This window comes from Planococcus maitriensis, from assembly GCF_003289925.1.
Lineage (GTDB): Bacteria > Bacillota > Bacilli > Bacillales_A > Planococcaceae > Planococcus > Planococcus maitriensis.
Map to the genome: position 1 here is coordinate 935,921 of NZ_QLZQ01000001.1, position 14,953 is coordinate 950,873.

Sequence of the window (14,953 nt, forward strand, 5' to 3'; positions counted from 1 at the left end):
TCATAGCGGAAATGAGTGAACGAAAATGAATGAAGACATCAAACAGTCATTGAAACTGTTTATCGTTTTGTCCCGTGCGCATAAAGCGATTTCGGAACAGACCAATCAATTTTTCCAGGAGAATGGTGTCAATCCGACAGAGTTTGCCGTCCTGGAGCTGCTCTATCATAAAGGGCGCCAGCCGCTGCAGAAAATCGGCGGGAAAATCCTGCTGGCCAGCGGGTCGATCACCTATGTCATCGACAAGCTGGAAAAGCGCGGGTTTATTGCACGCGTCAATTGCCCGACTGACCGCCGCATCACCTATGCGGAAATAACGGATGAGGGAAAAGCGTTCATGTCGGACATTTTCCCGGCACATGAACAAAAGCTTCACGAACTGACGGCAGCTTTATCTTCGGAAGAAAAAGAGCAGGCCATCGAATTGATGAAGAAGATCGGCTTGTCGATCAAAGACTTGTCCTATTGAAAAAAGATCCTCCGCTTGGAGGATCTTTTTATTTCTGCACACGCTCGATCGTTTGGGCCATTTGGATGAAATCGTCCCTCGCGCCGACTGTGCTATGGTCGAAGATCGTCACCCGGACCACAATATTATCGGATTCGAAGGCGATGCCGGTCACGTTCCCTTCAGCCGTTTCCACTTCATAAGCTGCTGAATTATTGAATGCTGAACTGTCATAGCCTGTAAACTCTGCCAGTTCACCATCCGGATTGGAAGCCTGTACGGTATCTTGCGTATTGCTGGCCAGTTCGTCGAAATTGATGTCATTTGGATAATAAGTTTCGACACGCATGAAGACTGCATCGTTTTCCTGCAGGAAAATGACATCGCGGTTTGGTTCTTCCGCAGTGAACCCATAACCATCAAGCACGTAAAGCTGGTAAGACTGGTTATCGCTCATCGTCAGCTCGCCTTCAGGTGTTTCGCCGTGTTCATCCCCAGAACCGCCTTCTGTTTCTTCATCCGGCTCTTCAACTGTTTCCGTTTCTTGGTTCGTCTCGCTGCTTTCTTCCTCGGCCGTTTCAGCCGGCTCGGTATCAGTCTCTTCTCCGGCAAGGTCTGCAGTACCGCAGCCTGCAAGCAGGATGCCGGCAGCAAATAATGTTGGAGCGAATAATGCATTCTTTTTCATGAATCAAATTCTTCCCTTCCAATTTCCCTATTAGACGGGCAGAAAGAGGAAATGTTTCAAACTTTTTGATAGAGCCAGCCCTTTAAGTCAAGGACAAGCTTAAACCGGCAGTGGCATGATGATGAACAGGAGCACGAGCACAACCAAATGGGTGATGATCAGTAACGGCATGCTGCGCTTCCATTCGTACAGGATGCCGAGCAATGCCCCTGCCACAACTCCTGCCACAATGCTCGGCCAAAAGCCGCTGAAGGCAAGTGCGATGCCGAATAAGAGGGAAGCTCCCAAAATGGCGAACGGCAACTTCATGTATTTCTTCAATTGCTGCTGGATATAGCCGCGCCAGAACAGTTCTTCTCCTGGAACGATGACGAACATCAATAACAGGTAATGCCAGATGCTTGTGGGCGCGAACAGGGTTTGGATGGCAGCGACGGGGCCTGCCACATTAAGCGGAAGCATGTTGAAGAATAGGTAGCCAAGGGCAAAGACGGCATAGATCATGGTCCCGAACAAGGTGCCGTATACCAATGATTTCCAGGTTTTCAATTCATCGAATACAGAGTAATTGGTAATTGCAATCGACATCAGAACTAAAATGGCGAATGTATACATATACCAGAAAATGGCTGTGTTCTCGAAAGCAAGATAATACAAATAAAGCGACAGCGGCAATAGCCAAATCAGCGTATGGCGCTTTAACACGGTAAGCATAAAAAATCCTCCTAAAATCAACAAAGGCTGCCCAGGTTTTGGGCAAGCACGCAATGTGGCTGGACGGGTATGGTTTCGTCCGTATAGTATTATAACAGAAGGATTTTAACAAAACGAAAGGAAAGGGGAACATTTCATGGCTGATTATGCAAACGAACTGGAACGCCTGAAAAATGGCGAGATCGATAAGCTTGATATACCGAAAGAGGAGTTTCTTGAATTCCGCAAAATATTGACAGGGCGTGAAGACTTTAAGCATTTTCGGGGAACAGCCTTCCATCACGGCAAAACACAATATGAATACACGGAAGAACCGTCGAAATAACGATTAATTTTTAACCGTTGGGGCAAGAAAAATTAAAAAAGCATAAAATCAAATTTTTTTTTGCAAAAAAGGTTTATCCCATGTTTGAAGGGGGTATAGTATACTTGAACACAGCAACATTCTCATTTCCCCCTTTTGTGGCCGGCCCTTTATGGACCGGCCTTTTTTTTATGCAAAAAAGAAGAGTGAATAGACTGATGATTTTTGCTATTATGGAAATATAAAGGAGGCAATAAAATGAAAATTGGATTTATCGGGACCGGGGTCATGGGCAATAGCATCGGACGCCATTTGTTGGAGGGTGGCCATGAATTATCCGTCTTCACAAGGACAGCTGCAAAAGCAGATGAGCTGCTGGAAAAAGGCGCAGCCTGGAAAGACAATCCGCGTGAACTGGCTGAATCTGCGGAAGTGATCTTTACGATGGTCGGTTATCCGTCTGACGTCCAAGAAATCTATTTTGGCGAAAACGGCTTGCTGGCGAATGCCGCCAAAGGCACGGTACTTATCGATTTGACCACTTCCCAGCCGAAGTTGGCACAGGAAATAGCAGAAGCTGCACGGGCAAATGGCTTGCACGCCCTCGATGCACCCGTTTCCGGGGGGGATGTAGGGGCGAAAAATGCTGTGCTATCCGTGATGGTGGGCGGTGAAGAATCCGTTTTCAATCAAATGCTTCCGCTGTTTCGTTTGTTCGGGGGCAATATCATTCTTCAGGGGCCCGCCGGTTCAGGACAGCATACAAAGATGTGCAACCAGATCAATATCGCGAATAATATGCTCGGCGTCTGCGAATCACTAATATACGCGAAAAAGGCAGGGTTGGACCCCGAAAATGTTTTGCGCTCCATTTCAGCCGGGGCAGCTGGATCCTGGTCATTGTCGAATTTGGCCCCGAAAATGATCGAAGGCGATTTCCATCCAGGCTTTTACATCAAGCATTTCATCAAGGACATGAAAATAGCGATGGAAGAATCTGAAAGATGGGGCCTGGAGCTTCCAGGGCTGAAATTGTCACTTGGCATCTATGAGGAATTGGAACGCGCAGGGGATGGGGACCTTGGCACCCAGGCCTTGATCCGCCATTTTGATTTTGCGGAAAAATAAGCAGAAAAAAACGGCAGTCCACAACTGCCGGCCGGGTCAATCAAAATAGGATTTCTTTGGTGAATAAAACCGATTCATTTCTTTCGGTTCGTAGCGTTTGGGAAAAGCGGAGATGGCGGGTTTCTTCTCAGGCGGTTCCAGCCCGGTGTAATTTTGCAGCAGTTCTTTCGCGTGCTTCAAGTTCATGCGGCTTGGCGGGTTGCGGTAGGATTCATCCAAGTCGCCAAAATGCTCAAGCGAATGGAAATCTTCCTTCTTGGGGAGCATGTGGAAATAATAATTGCCGCATTTCACGAGGACAGATGATTGTTGTTGGCTTTTTCGGGGGTTTTTGCTGAAGTGCAGGCCGAGCTTTTGCGCACGGTTTTGCTGGATCATGAGATTCAATGCTTGCTTTTTTAAGGCATACAGAAATTGATTGTCAGGGGCGGTCTTAGCATGGCGGTTGACAGTGAAAATAGCTTGTGCGATTTCCGAATCTTTTGTCTTTGAGGGCATGGGCTCATTCCTTTCGCGGTAATGGATGGGTCAGTCTTCGTTTATCATATCAAAATTTTCAGTCACTGTACATAAACCGGGCCTTGCCGAAGCTCCAGGAAACGATTCAGAAAAGGGGTTGTTGAGATGTTGAATGGACAAACGATAATCGTGACCGGAGGCTCCAGCGGGATGGGCCTTCATATGGCGGAAAAATTTGCCGCTGAAGGGGCGAACGTCATCATTACGGGGCGTGATATGGAAAAGCTGAATGAGTCATTGACAAAACTATCCGGGCTGCGGGGGCAGGCGGAAGCATTTCAGATGGACGTGCGTGAACCTGAACATGCCAAAGCGATGGTCAATTTTGCGCACGAAAAATTCGGGCGCATCGATGGGCTCGTCAATAATGCAGCGGGGAATTTCATTGTCCACGCAGAAAAATTGTCGCCGAATGGCTGGCGCTCGGTTATCGATATCGTCTTGAACGGGACGTTTTTCTGTTCTCATGCCGTGGGCAATTATTGGATTGAAAACGGCACAAAAGGGAATATACTTAATATGCTGGCTACGTATGCCTGGAATGCCGGTGCAGGCGTCGCTCATTCAGCTGCCGCCAAAGCTGGGGTCATGTCGTTGACCCGCACACTGGCAGTTGAATGGGGCACGCAATACGGCATCCGCGTTAACGGGATCGCTCCCGGGCCGATCGAACGCACGGGCGGTGCCGATAAACTTTTCGAGTCTCAAGAAGCGATGCAGCGGACCTTGAAATCTGTCCCTTTAGGACGGCTTGGAAAACCGGAGGAAGTGGCAGATCTTGCAGCCTTTATCATGTCAGAGAAAGCGGCTTATATGAACGGGGAAATCGTGACCTTGGACGGTGGCCAGTGGTTGAATAAATTCCCTTTTTAATCCAAAATCCCCAATTAAATAGTTTCGGGAAACGTGTTATGTTATGATGTAATCGAAGTGTTTCAGCATCAGTCCATACGATGCAAAAGGAGTAGAGCACATGATTTCATTACCGAGCAAAGATTTTCTTGAAACCCCGATCGAAGAATTTGTCATCTCGTCCGAAAAAGTAGCACATGTCCAGATCGGCAATAGTGCCGAGCATGCTTTATTGGTTTTGACGAAGACCGGCTATTCAGCCATCCCGGTTTTGGATGCGAAGTACCGGTTTCACGGCTTGATTAATGCCCAGCGCATCACTGATGCCATTCTTGGAATGGACCATATAGAGTACGAGAAACTTGGCGATATTCGAGTCGAGGAGATTATGCAGACCGACCTGCCGCTGATCCATCTGAATGACCGCTTCCAAAGAGCTTTGGATCTGGTGATCGACCAGAACTTCCTTTGTGTAGTGGATGACGATGGAATGTTCATGGGGATTTTGACAAGACGCATCGTCTTGAAGCAATTGAAAAAACAACTTTACCAGTTCAAACGATAATCACCCTGAAAAAGGTCTCATCCATTGAGGCCTTTTTTTCTGCTGGTTGAAAGAAGGGATCAATATGGAACAAACGAAACGCCCGCTCATCCTGATCGCAGTCATGCTGGCGATGTTCGTTTCAGCGGTCGAGGCGACCATCGTCTCGACCGCTATGCCGAGCATTGCCGCAGACCTCGGCGGGTTTTCGAAATACAGTTGGGTATTCTCCGCTTATTTGTTAATGAGCACGGTTACTGTGCTGCTATATGGAAAGCTGGCGGACCTTATCGGCAGGAAAGCGATTTTTGCTTTCGGCATGCTATTATTTTTAGTTGGTTCGCTGCTCTGCGGTTTAGCGGATTCGATGGAGCAATTGATCGCTTTTCGTTTCATTCAAGGAGCGGGAGCTGGAGCTATCATGCCGATTGCGTCGACAATCGTGGGGGATATTTATTCTCCTGAAGAACGGGCGAAGATCCAAGGATATTTATCCAGCGTTTGGGGCATCTCTGCTATCGCGGGCCCTGCCATCGGCGGTGTTCTAGTCGCGACCATCGGCTGGCAATATGTGTTCTGGGTCAACTTGCCCCTCGGGGCCTTAGCGCTGCTTGGCATTTTGGTTTATTTGAAAGAACCGGTGCGCAGCGAGCGTGCAAAGGTCGACTACAGGGGCGCCTTGTTCTTGACGCTTGCACTTAGCAGCGTGTTATATTTGCTGATCGAAGGCGGTGTATCGTTTAGCTGGCTGTCTGCGCCTTCCTATCTGCTGGCCGCGACCGGCGCTTTGTTCATCTTTTGGTTTGTCAAAGCGGAGCGTGCATCGAATGATCCGATGATGCCGTTTGAAATTTGGCAAAACCGGGCGATTCTGTATGCGAATTTGGTTTCGCTCGCAACGGGCATTATCCTCATCGGCATCTCCAGCTATTTACCGGCTTATGTGACCGGCGTCATGGAACAGCCAGCGGCAATCGCGGGCTTCACCTTGACGACCATGTCGATCGGATGGCCGATCGCTTCCGTCTTGTCAGGAAGGCTCTTGATCAGCGTCGGGTATTTCCGTACCTCGCTTCTTGGGGGATCGTTCCTTCTGCTCGGAACAGCCTTGTTTGTGGTGATGCAGCCGGGATTTGGTCCGCTATGGGCAGGGATGTCAAGCTTCTTCGTCGGTGTCGGCATGGGGTTGACCAGCACCGCCTTCATCGTCTCGATCCAATCCGCCGTGCCATACGATAAGCGGGGAGCGGCAACCGCTTCTAATATGTTCATGCGCAACCTTGGCAGCACGATCGGCGTGGCGCTTCTCGGCAGTATATTGAACAGCTCTTTATTGAAGCAATTGGGCGGTTCGGGAAATAGCCTGTCACTTGAATCCGTCAACTCGATTTTAAGTATCGATAGCCGTGGGGAGCTTCCGGCAACAGATAAGCTGGTGCTGCAGGAAGCCTTGGCCTTCGGGCTGAGGAATGTATACAGCATTGCGTTTCTCTGTGCCTTGATCAGTTTCCTGCTGATTTTCGGCTTGCGTGGATTGAAAGGAGTGAAACGGGATGTCAAATGAAGAAATGATCATTAAAGTGCTGGCTGAAGAAGGCAATATGCGCAAAGCGGCGGAACGGCTTTTCTTATCGCAGCCTGCCTTGTCTCAGCGGCTGCAATCGATCGAAAAGGAATGGGGCCAGCAATTATTTGTGCGTTCCCAGAAAGGGCTGACGCCGACTTCAGCCGGCGAATTGGTGATCCAATACGCGAAAGAAGCGGTTGTGCGGCGTGAAGAGATTTTCGAACAGCTGCATACTTTAAGCGAAAAAGTGCATGGCACCTTAAAAATTGCCTGCGCATCGATCATCGGACAGAACTGGCTTCCGAAAGTGCTGAAAGACTTCATCACCCTGTATCCGGAAGCGAAAGTGCAATTGATCACCGGCTGGAGTTCGGAAATTGTCCGGGCGCTGTACGAGGGGGAAGCCCATATTGGCATCGTCCGGGGGCAGACCGATTGGAAAGGGCCAAAAATCCATTTGTTCAAAGACACCTTGTATTTGGTTGATAAGGAAATCAGTTCGCTGGAGGAAGTGCTGCAGACGGAACGGCCGTTCATCCAATTCAAAAGTGATTCGACCTATTATGAGGAAATCCAGCATTGGTGGCAAAAGCATTTCGCTTCCAACCCGAAACGGCAAATCACGGTGGACCAGATCGAAACGTGCAAGCAGATGGCGGTCAATGGCATAGGCTATGCGATTTTGCCTTCCATTACCTTGACGGGGGCAGAAGATGTCCACACGATGCCGCTGACGAATAGCGAAGAAGAACTTGAGCTGACCCGCGACACATGGCTGATCGGCTATGAATCGTCTTTCCAGCTGCTGCAGGTCGAGGCATTTGTCGATATTGTCAAAAAACATGCCACTCTGTTAGACTAAAGGATGTATTATTATACTGAGTCAGATATAATAACACCATTACACGAGAGAAAGAGGTTTTGACCAATGGAACAAATGGATGCAAATCAAATTATTTCGTACATACAGAATGCGAAGAAATCGACGCCTGTAAAAGTATATGTCAAAGGTGAAGGCGTTGCGGCGCTTGATTTTGGCGAAGGCTCGAAAGTGTTCGGGGAAGGCAATCATGCAACGGTATTCGGCGAATGGGCTGAAGTGGAGAAAGCGCTTGAGCAGCACGCTTCTGTCATCGAAGATTCCGTAGTGGAAAACGACCGCAGAAATTCAGCCATCCCGATGCTAGACTTGAAAAACATCAATTCCCGCATTGAACCCGGCGCATTTATCCGCGAAAATGTGGAAATCGGCAGCAATTGCATCATCATGATGGGCGCCGTCATCAACATCGGCTCTGTCATCGGCGATGGCACGATGATCGACATGGGCGTCATCATGGGCGGCCGTGCGACAGTCGGGAAAAACTGCCATATCGGTGCCGGAGCTGTATTGGCAGGCGTAATCGAGCCAGCATCTGCCACACCGGTAATCGTTGAGGATGACGTCATGATCGGCGCGAACGCAGTTGTTTTGGAAGGCGTCCGCATCGGCAAGGGCTCTGTCGTCGCTGCAGGGGCTGTCGTGATCGAAGACGTGCCTGAAAACGCAGTCGTCGGCGGGACACCAGCGCGTGTATTGAAATTGATGGATGAAAAAACCCGTTCGAAAACGGAAATCAAACAAGAACTCCGCCAGCTGTAAGAGGCCTTCCTATGGATCTTATTCAAATCAGGAGAGAGCTACATGAAATTCCTGAAATCGGATTTCAGGAATTCAAAACGCAAAGCTATTTGAAAGATATTATCGGCAGAATGGCATCCGAGCGCATCGAACTGGTTGAATGGCGCACGGGCCTGGTTGTTAAGGTGAGTGGCAGCTCGCCCGAAAAAACGATCGGCTGGCGCACGGATATCGATGGCTTGCCGATACGTGAGGAAACAGGCCTGCCATTTGCTTCCCGCCATGAAGGGTTCATGCATGCCTGTGGGCACGATGTCCATATGGCAATAGCGCTCGGCTTGCTGGAGCTGCTGGTTGAACGTCCGCTCAATGACGATGCGGTAATCTTTTTCCAGCCTGCAGAAGAAGGCCCAGGCGGTGCTCAGCCACTGCTGGAATGGCTCGAAACAGAACGACCGGACCTATTGCCGGATGAACTTTTCGCCCTGCACATTGCACCTGAACTGCCGGTCGGCACTGTCGCGACGAAGCCTGGGCTTTTGTTTGCCAATACATCGGAATTGTTCATCGATCTGCACGGCAAAGGCGGCCATGCCGCATACCCGCACCAGACGCGTGATATGGCCGTGGCTGCTGCGGCTTTATTGATGCAGTTGCAGACGGTCGTCAGCCGCAATGTCGACCCGATGGATTCGGCCGTTTTGACGGTCGGGAAGATGTCAGCCGGAACCGTGCAAAACATCATCGCCGAACGGGCGCGCCTGGAAGGGACGATCCGCACCTTGACGCCTGAAGCGATGGAAAGCGTGAAAAAACGTGTCGAATCGCTGTGCCGGTCGATCGAGGAAGGCTACGAATGCCAGGTGTCGATTGATTACGGGGCGAATTATCGCCAAGTGGACAATGAAGAACGGCTTGCCGAATCGTTTTTGAGCTATGCACAGGACGTCCCGGACATACAAGCCGTCCGCAGCAAAGCCGCCATGACAGGTGAGGATTTCGGCTATTTCACGGAACGTTTGCCGGCTTTGATGTTTTGGGCAGGGGCCGGGTCGGGTTACGGCTTGCACCATGCCAAGCTGGCACCGGATGAGCGGCTCCTGTCGTTCATGCCCGAATTCCTTTATGATTATTTCAAGCAACGATGAAAAAAAGCGAGACGCTGCTATGGCGTCTCGCTTTTTCAGGCTGTCGAGAAAGCTAAGAAATCGTATTTTCCGAAGCTTATCGCTCGCTTTCCGTGGGCTCGCGCCCAAGCCTCCTCAGTCGCTTTGCGCCTTGCGGGGTCTCGGTCGTCTCGCTAATCCACAGGAGTCGAGCGAACGCTTCTCCAAATACTTAGAAAGATCATTGATTATTGAGTATAGAAAAAATGACTCCATTCTAGTTCGTTATGGATTAATAGACTTCTTCAACACTCTGAAAAAGCGAGGCGCCGACATGGCGTCTCGCTTTTTATGTTGATTAACTGTTGATTCAGCTGCTGCGGCTTTCCTGGAGCAACTCTTTTTTGCGTGTCGACCAGTTAAAGGCGATAAAGAAACAGAGGAGCAGGATGAAAGTTCCGGTAATGTACGGGAAGCTCATATCGATGTCGAAAAGAATCCCTGCGAGCGCGGGTCCGATCATATTGCCGAGGCTCATATAGGCATTGTTCATCCCAGCCGCATACCCTTGCGAGTCACCTGCGAGTTTCGAAATGAGCGTATTGATCGCCGGGCGCAGGAGGGAGGCAGCTGTGAAAAAGACTGCTGCCACGAAAAGGATCGTCCAGAACGTATTGACGAAAAGTATGCCGATCATTGCGGCGGCGGAAATGAGCAGATTGACGAGAATGACGCGCATCTCGCCGAAACGCTTGAACAAACTGTCGATGACGAAGGTTTGGACAACGACACCGACAAAGCCCCCGACGGTGATGACGACTGAAATTTCCTTCGGCGTGAACTGGAATTGCTTGTCCACGTATAAGGCAATCGTCGATTGGAAATTCGACAAGCCGAAAGCGAAGATGAACATGACCAGCAGCATGACGAAGTAGGGCGTATAGACAGAGCGCTTCATCTGCTGGTACAGGTTCTCGCGTTTCCGGTCCGCGGCTTGTATGGCCGGCTTGACGTTCGGTAAGGCAATATAGGACAGGAGAGCCGACAGTAAAGCGACCGAAGTCGCCACATAGAACGGGAACTGCAGGCTGACTTCAGAGAGGAATCCGCCGATGCCGGGCCCGATCATGAAACCGAGTGACATCGAGGCGCCAAGCAAGCCCATCCCTTTGCCCCGTTCTTCGTAAGTCGTGATATCGGCCACAAAAGCCATCATTGGCGGGATCAGGAAAGCGCCGCCCAAGCCGCTGAAGAAACGGGCGACATAGAGAATCCATAATTCGGTCGCCAAGCCGAAAACCAGCTGGGACAACCCAAAAACGATGAGCCCGAAAATGATCAGGTTCTTGCGTCCGTATTTATCGGATAACTCTCCGGAAATCGGTGAAAACAGGAATTGGGCAAAAGCGAAAGTAGCGATCAATGTGCCGAGTGCCTGGCCTGCGACGCCGAAGGTCTCCAGATAAGCTGGCATGATCGGGATGATGAGGCCTATTCCGCTCATGGCGATGAACATATTGAACATAAGAATATATAAGGCGAATTTAGTGGATTTGACGGCCATGAGCCTAACCTTCCCTCGTTATTATTTCGTGTGGCTAAACTTCGGTATTATGAACTTATTTACTATACCTCATTTAAACAGAAAAAAACAGGCAGAAGTTCTGCCTGTCATTTTTCCATATCCATCTTGAATTCCAAAAACAATTCGTTGTAGATGCCGAGCATTTCCAGCCCGAGGTTTTCGTAGACTTCAAGGCGGTCGCGCATTTCTTCCGTCGGATAGAAGCGCTCGTCACCCGTCACTTCAGGGTCCATCAACTTGAGCCCTTCCGCATTCGGGGAAGAATAGCCGACATAATCCGCATTCTGCGCGGCCACTTCCGCGTCGAGCATGAAGTTGATGAATTGATGTGCACCGTCGATATTGCCGGCTGTCGACGGGATGATCATATTATCGAACCAAAGGTTGGAACCTTCCTCCGGTACTGAATAATCGATGTCTTCATTGATCCACATCATATCTGCAGCTTGCCCGGACCAGGTGACGGCAACCGCCGCTTCCTCGCGGCGCATCATTTCGACGATTTCATCGCCGATGATCGCTTTGACGTTCGGGCCGAGCGTCTTCAGTTTATCGGTCGCTTCGCGCAATTCCCTGAGATCAGTGGAATTCAGCGAATAGTCAAGACTGTTCAAGCCCATGCCGATGACTTCGCGTGCGCTGTCGACCAAGATGACTTCCTGTTCGAGCGTCGGATTCCACAGGTCATCCCAGCTTTCGAAAGTCTGCCCTTCGAGAAGTGTCGGATTGTAGGCAATGCCGACTGTGCCCCAGAAGTAGGGGATGGAGTATTCGTTGCCCGGGTCGAATGGCAGGTCCAGGAAATACGGATCGATGTTTTTGAGGTTCGGGATCTTGCTATGGTCGATCGGCAGCAGCAAATCGTTTTCCTTCATTTTTTCGATGGCGTATTCCGACGGCATGGCCACGTCATAAGACGTACCGCCCTGCTCGATTTTGGTCATCATCGATTCATTCGAATCAAATGTCTCGTAGATGACCTGGATGCCGGTTTCTTCTTCAAATTGGCTGATCAGTTCGGGGTCGATGTACTCGCCCCAGTTATAGACTGAAATCGAGCCGCTGCCGCTTGTGGCAGTACTGCTCTCCAGCAGATGGACGCCATAGAAGAGGATGGCGGAGATGATTACGATGGCTGCACTTGCTCTGATGATGCCTTTCATGGTCGTGTCCCTCCTGTTCCAGCGTTCGCCCCGGACCGCTGATTAAAGAAATAATATCCGAGGACAAGGCCGAGCGTCACGACGAAGATCAAAGCGGATAGGGCATTGATGGTTAGCGTGATGCCTGCCCGCGCCATCGAGTAGATCTCGACGGACAAGGTCGCGAAACCATTGCCGGTGACGAAGAACGTGACGGCGAAATCATCTAGCGAATACGTCAGCGCCAGGAAAAAGCCGGCGAATATCCCCGGTTTGATGTAAGGGATGATGACGCGCGTCAAAATATCACGCTGCGAGGCCCCGAGGTCCGTCGCCGCATCGATTAAGCTTGAACTCATTTCCTGCAGTTTCGGCAAGACCATGATGACGACGATCGGGATGCTGAAGGCGATATGCGACACCAGGACGGACGCGAAGCCGAGCTTGACGCCGACCATTGTGAAGAGAATCAGGAACGATGCCCCGATGATGACATCCGGGCTGACGATCAACACAGTGTTCAAGGACAATACGGCGTTGCGCATTTTCCGGTTGCGCAGGAAAATGATGCCGATTGCGCCAAGTACACCGATCGCTGTCGAGATGAGTGCGGACAGCAAAGCGACGATGACGGTGTTCAAGACGATGATGAGCAGGCGTGTGTCATTGAATACGGCCGCATAATGCTCCCACGTGAAATTTTCAAAGCCCGACATGGTGCCGCCGCTATTGAAGGAATAGAAAATCAAATAGAAAATCGGGGCATAGAGAATAAAAAAGACGAATGCCAAATAGATTTTGGCGGGATTACTTAGCTTTGCCATTCAATGCCCCTCCTTTCTCTTTCGGGCCTGTGAGCAGCATGATGATGATCATGAACAAGATCAAGAACACTGCGATCGTCGAACCCATCCCCCAGTTTTGCGTGACCAGGAATTGCTGTTCGATGGCGGTGCCGAGCGTGATCACTTTATTGCCGGCAATCAGGCGTGTAATGACAAATAGCGACAGGGCCGGAATAAAGACGGCCTGTACGCCGGATTTGACGCCGTTGATCGCGAGCGGGAAAATGACACGGCGGAACGTCGTCCATTGGGATGCGCCGAGGTCGCGCGATGCATCAATCAAAGCCGGATTGATTTTATCGAGCGAGTTGAAGATCGGCAGCACCATGAACGGGATGAAAATGTAGACTGCGACAAACACAAAGCTGAAATCGGTGAACAGGATCTGAAGCGGTCCCGCACCGAAAAATTGGATCAATTGGTTAGCGGGGCCGTACAAACCGAAAATACCGATGAACGCATAGGCTTTCAGCAACAGGTTGATCCAGGAAGGGATGATGATCAACAGGAGCCATAGCTGCTTATGCTTCGTTTTTGTGAGCCAATAAGCTGTCGGGTAGGCAATCAGCACAGAAATGAGCGTGATGAGGAATGCATACCAGAACGAGCTGAGTGTCATGCGGAAATACGTCGATGAGAAGAAATTCGCGTAGTTTTCCAATGTGAAATCGCCTGACAAGTCAAGGAACGAAAAATAGACGACGAGCGCTATCGGTGCAATGACGAATAATGCAATCCAGATATAATATGGCGCCAAATACCATGGGCGTGATGAGCGATTAGTCATTGGAAACGGCTCCGTATGACTCGAGCCTTGCATCGAATGCTTCTTCGGATTCGTTCAAGCGCATGACATGAATCGCTTCCGGATCGAAATCGAGGCCGATTTGCGCGCCGACTTCCACGCGTTTTGTCGAATGTACGAGCCATTCATTGCCAGTTTCGTCATAAGTGGAAATTTCGTAATGGACGCCGCGGAACAATTGGCTGTCGACACGGACAGCCATCTTGCCGGTTTCCGGTTTGGTGATTTCCAAGTCTTCCGGCCGGATGACAATTTCCACTTGTTCGTTCGGGCTCAGGCCTTTATCGACGCATTCGAACTCCTTATTGGCAAAGCGCACACGATAATCAGCGACCATGACACCTTCGGCAATATTCGACTCCCCGATGAAATCGGCGACAAAACGGTTGATCGGCTCATCATAAATGTCCATCGGCGTGCCACTCTGCTGGATTTCCCCGGCATTCATTACGAAGATTTCATCGGACATCGCGAGGGCTTCTTCCTGGTCATGCGTGACGAAGACGAAAGTCTTGCCGAGGCGCTGCTGCAGCTCACGCAGTTCATATTGCATTTCAGTACGCAGCTTCAAGTCGAGTGCGGACAGCGGTTCGTCGAGCAGGATCACTTCCGGGTCATTGATGATGGCCCTGGCGATGGCGACGCGTTGGCGCTGGCCGCCGGACATTTCGTGGATCTCGCGGTTTTCATAGCCGCTCAAATTGACGAATGCCAAAGCTTCTTTGACGCGGCGCTCGACTTCTGCTTTTTTGACCTTTTTGATGCGCAAGCCAAATGCGACATTCTCGAATACATTCAAATGGGGGAATAGCGCGTAATCTTGGAATACCGTATTCACTTGCCGTTCGTTTGCGGGGATCTTATTGACTTTTTTGCCTTTGATATAAATATCGCCGCTGGTCGGCTGGTTGAATCCAGCAATCAATCGCAAGATCGTCGTCTTGCCGCAGCCGGAAGGGCCGAGCAAGGTATAGAATTTCCCTTTTTCCATTTCAAAACTGATATTGTTCAATACATTGCCCGCGCCTTCAAAAGTCTGGACAACATTATCAAAGCGGATGATCGCTTGGTCCGTCATAGTATAC

Annotated in this window: 17 protein-coding genes; 9 read left to right on the forward strand and 8 right to left on the reverse strand. The window is 50.1% G+C overall.

Annotation, left to right across the window (positions count from 1 at the left end; genetic code table 11):
• Positions 1-25 precede the first annotated feature (25 nt).
• On the forward strand, positions 26-469 hold the full coding sequence (locus DP119_RS04475) for a MarR family winged helix-turn-helix transcriptional regulator (RefSeq protein WP_112231230.1): 444 nt from the start codon (positions 26-28) through the stop codon (positions 467-469).
• A 28-nt stretch (positions 470-497) separates the two neighbouring features.
• On the opposite strand, the gene DP119_RS04480 is transcribed toward DP119_RS04475, so the two are convergent.
• Together DP119_RS04480 and DP119_RS04485 are read right to left on the reverse strand one after the other, a co-directional pair.
• Positions 498-1,136 carry a hypothetical protein gene (locus tag DP119_RS04480; RefSeq protein ID WP_112231232.1) on the reverse strand — a complete coding sequence of 213 codons (639 nt, stop codon included), beginning with the start codon at positions 1,134-1,136 and terminating at the stop codon, positions 498-500.
• A 99-nt stretch (positions 1,137-1,235) separates the two neighbouring features.
• On the reverse strand, positions 1,236-1,850 hold the full coding sequence (locus tag DP119_RS04485; protein ID WP_112231234.1) for a CPBP family intramembrane glutamic endopeptidase: 615 nt from the start codon (positions 1,848-1,850) through the stop codon (positions 1,236-1,238).
• A 136-nt stretch (positions 1,851-1,986) separates the two neighbouring features.
• Between DP119_RS04485 and DP119_RS04490 the strand changes: the two genes are divergently transcribed.
• Both DP119_RS04490 and DP119_RS04495 read left to right on the forward strand, forming a co-directional pair.
• Positions 1,987-2,175 (forward strand): hypothetical protein, encoded by a 189-nt coding sequence (locus DP119_RS04490; protein WP_112231235.1) that lies wholly within the window; start codon positions 1,987-1,989, stop codon positions 2,173-2,175.
• Between the two features lie 237 nt (positions 2,176-2,412).
• Positions 2,413-3,282, forward strand: a complete 870-nt coding sequence (locus tag DP119_RS04495; protein ID WP_112231237.1) for an NAD(P)-dependent oxidoreductase — start codon at positions 2,413-2,415, stop codon at positions 3,280-3,282.
• A 36-nt stretch (positions 3,283-3,318) separates the two neighbouring features.
• Here DP119_RS04495 and DP119_RS04500 read toward each other — a convergent pair whose 3' ends face one another.
• A complete protein-coding gene (locus DP119_RS04500) occupies positions 3,319-3,780 on the reverse strand; it encodes a YkyB family protein (RefSeq protein WP_112231239.1) in 462 nt (153 codons plus the stop codon).
• 126 nt (positions 3,781-3,906) lie between these two features.
• Here DP119_RS04500 and fadH point away from each other — a divergent pair, with 126 nt between their 5' ends.
• The 6 genes from fadH to DP119_RS04530 all read left to right on the forward strand — a co-directional run bounded on the left by fadH (position 3,907) and on the right by DP119_RS04530 (position 9,533).
• Positions 3,907-4,674: a 2,4-dienoyl-CoA reductase gene (gene fadH / locus DP119_RS04505; protein WP_112231241.1), complete on the forward strand. Its 768-nt coding sequence runs from the start codon at positions 3,907-3,909 to the stop codon at positions 4,672-4,674.
• 100 nt (positions 4,675-4,774) lie between these two features.
• Positions 4,775-5,218 carry a cyclic-di-AMP-binding protein CbpB gene (gene cbpB, locus DP119_RS04510; protein ID WP_058383441.1) on the forward strand — a complete coding sequence of 148 codons (444 nt, stop codon included), beginning with the start codon at positions 4,775-4,777 and terminating at the stop codon, positions 5,216-5,218.
• 64 nt (positions 5,219-5,282) lie between these two features.
• On the forward strand, positions 5,283-6,761 hold the full coding sequence (locus tag DP119_RS04515; RefSeq protein WP_112231243.1) for an MDR family MFS transporter: 1,479 nt from the start codon (positions 5,283-5,285) through the stop codon (positions 6,759-6,761).
• Positions 6,751-7,626, forward strand: a complete 876-nt coding sequence (locus DP119_RS04520; RefSeq protein WP_112231245.1) for a LysR family transcriptional regulator — start codon at positions 6,751-6,753, stop codon at positions 7,624-7,626. Before DP119_RS04515 ends, DP119_RS04520 begins: the two co-directional genes overlap by 11 nt.
• 66 nt (positions 7,627-7,692) lie before the next feature.
• Positions 7,693-8,406: a 2,3,4,5-tetrahydropyridine-2,6-dicarboxylate N-acetyltransferase gene (gene dapD / locus DP119_RS04525; protein ID WP_112231247.1), complete on the forward strand. Its 714-nt coding sequence runs from the start codon at positions 7,693-7,695 to the stop codon at positions 8,404-8,406.
• A gap of 11 nt (positions 8,407-8,417) precedes the next feature.
• Complete coding sequence (locus tag DP119_RS04530) at positions 8,418-9,533, forward strand: N-acetyldiaminopimelate deacetylase (protein ID WP_112231249.1); 1,116 nt, start codon at positions 8,418-8,420, stop codon at positions 9,531-9,533.
• 328 nt (positions 9,534-9,861) lie between these two features.
• Here the strand turns inward: DP119_RS04530 and DP119_RS04535 are convergent, their stop codons facing one another.
• From DP119_RS04535 to DP119_RS04555, 5 genes are all read right to left on the reverse strand, one after another.
• Positions 9,862-11,055 carry an MFS transporter gene (locus DP119_RS04535; RefSeq protein ID WP_112231251.1) on the reverse strand — a complete coding sequence of 398 codons (1,194 nt, stop codon included), beginning with the start codon at positions 11,053-11,055 and terminating at the stop codon, positions 9,862-9,864.
• A 107-nt stretch (positions 11,056-11,162) separates the two neighbouring features.
• Entirely contained in the window at positions 11,163-12,239 is a 1,077-nt protein-coding gene (locus DP119_RS04540; protein WP_112231253.1) for an ABC transporter substrate-binding protein, read from the reverse strand.
• Positions 12,236-13,042 carry an ABC transporter permease gene (locus tag DP119_RS04545; RefSeq protein ID WP_112231255.1) on the reverse strand — a complete coding sequence of 269 codons (807 nt, stop codon included), beginning with the start codon at positions 13,040-13,042 and terminating at the stop codon, positions 12,236-12,238. The genes DP119_RS04540 and DP119_RS04545 overlap by 4 nt, the downstream gene beginning before the upstream one ends.
• On the reverse strand, positions 13,026-13,850 hold the full coding sequence (locus DP119_RS04550; RefSeq protein ID WP_112231257.1) for an ABC transporter permease: 825 nt from the start codon (positions 13,848-13,850) through the stop codon (positions 13,026-13,028). The genes DP119_RS04545 and DP119_RS04550 overlap by 17 nt, the downstream gene beginning before the upstream one ends.
• Positions 13,843-14,946, reverse strand: a complete 1,104-nt coding sequence (locus DP119_RS04555; RefSeq protein ID WP_112231259.1) for an ABC transporter ATP-binding protein — start codon at positions 14,944-14,946, stop codon at positions 13,843-13,845. The genes DP119_RS04550 and DP119_RS04555 overlap by 8 nt, the downstream gene beginning before the upstream one ends.
• Positions 14,947-14,953: the final 7 nt, after the last annotated feature.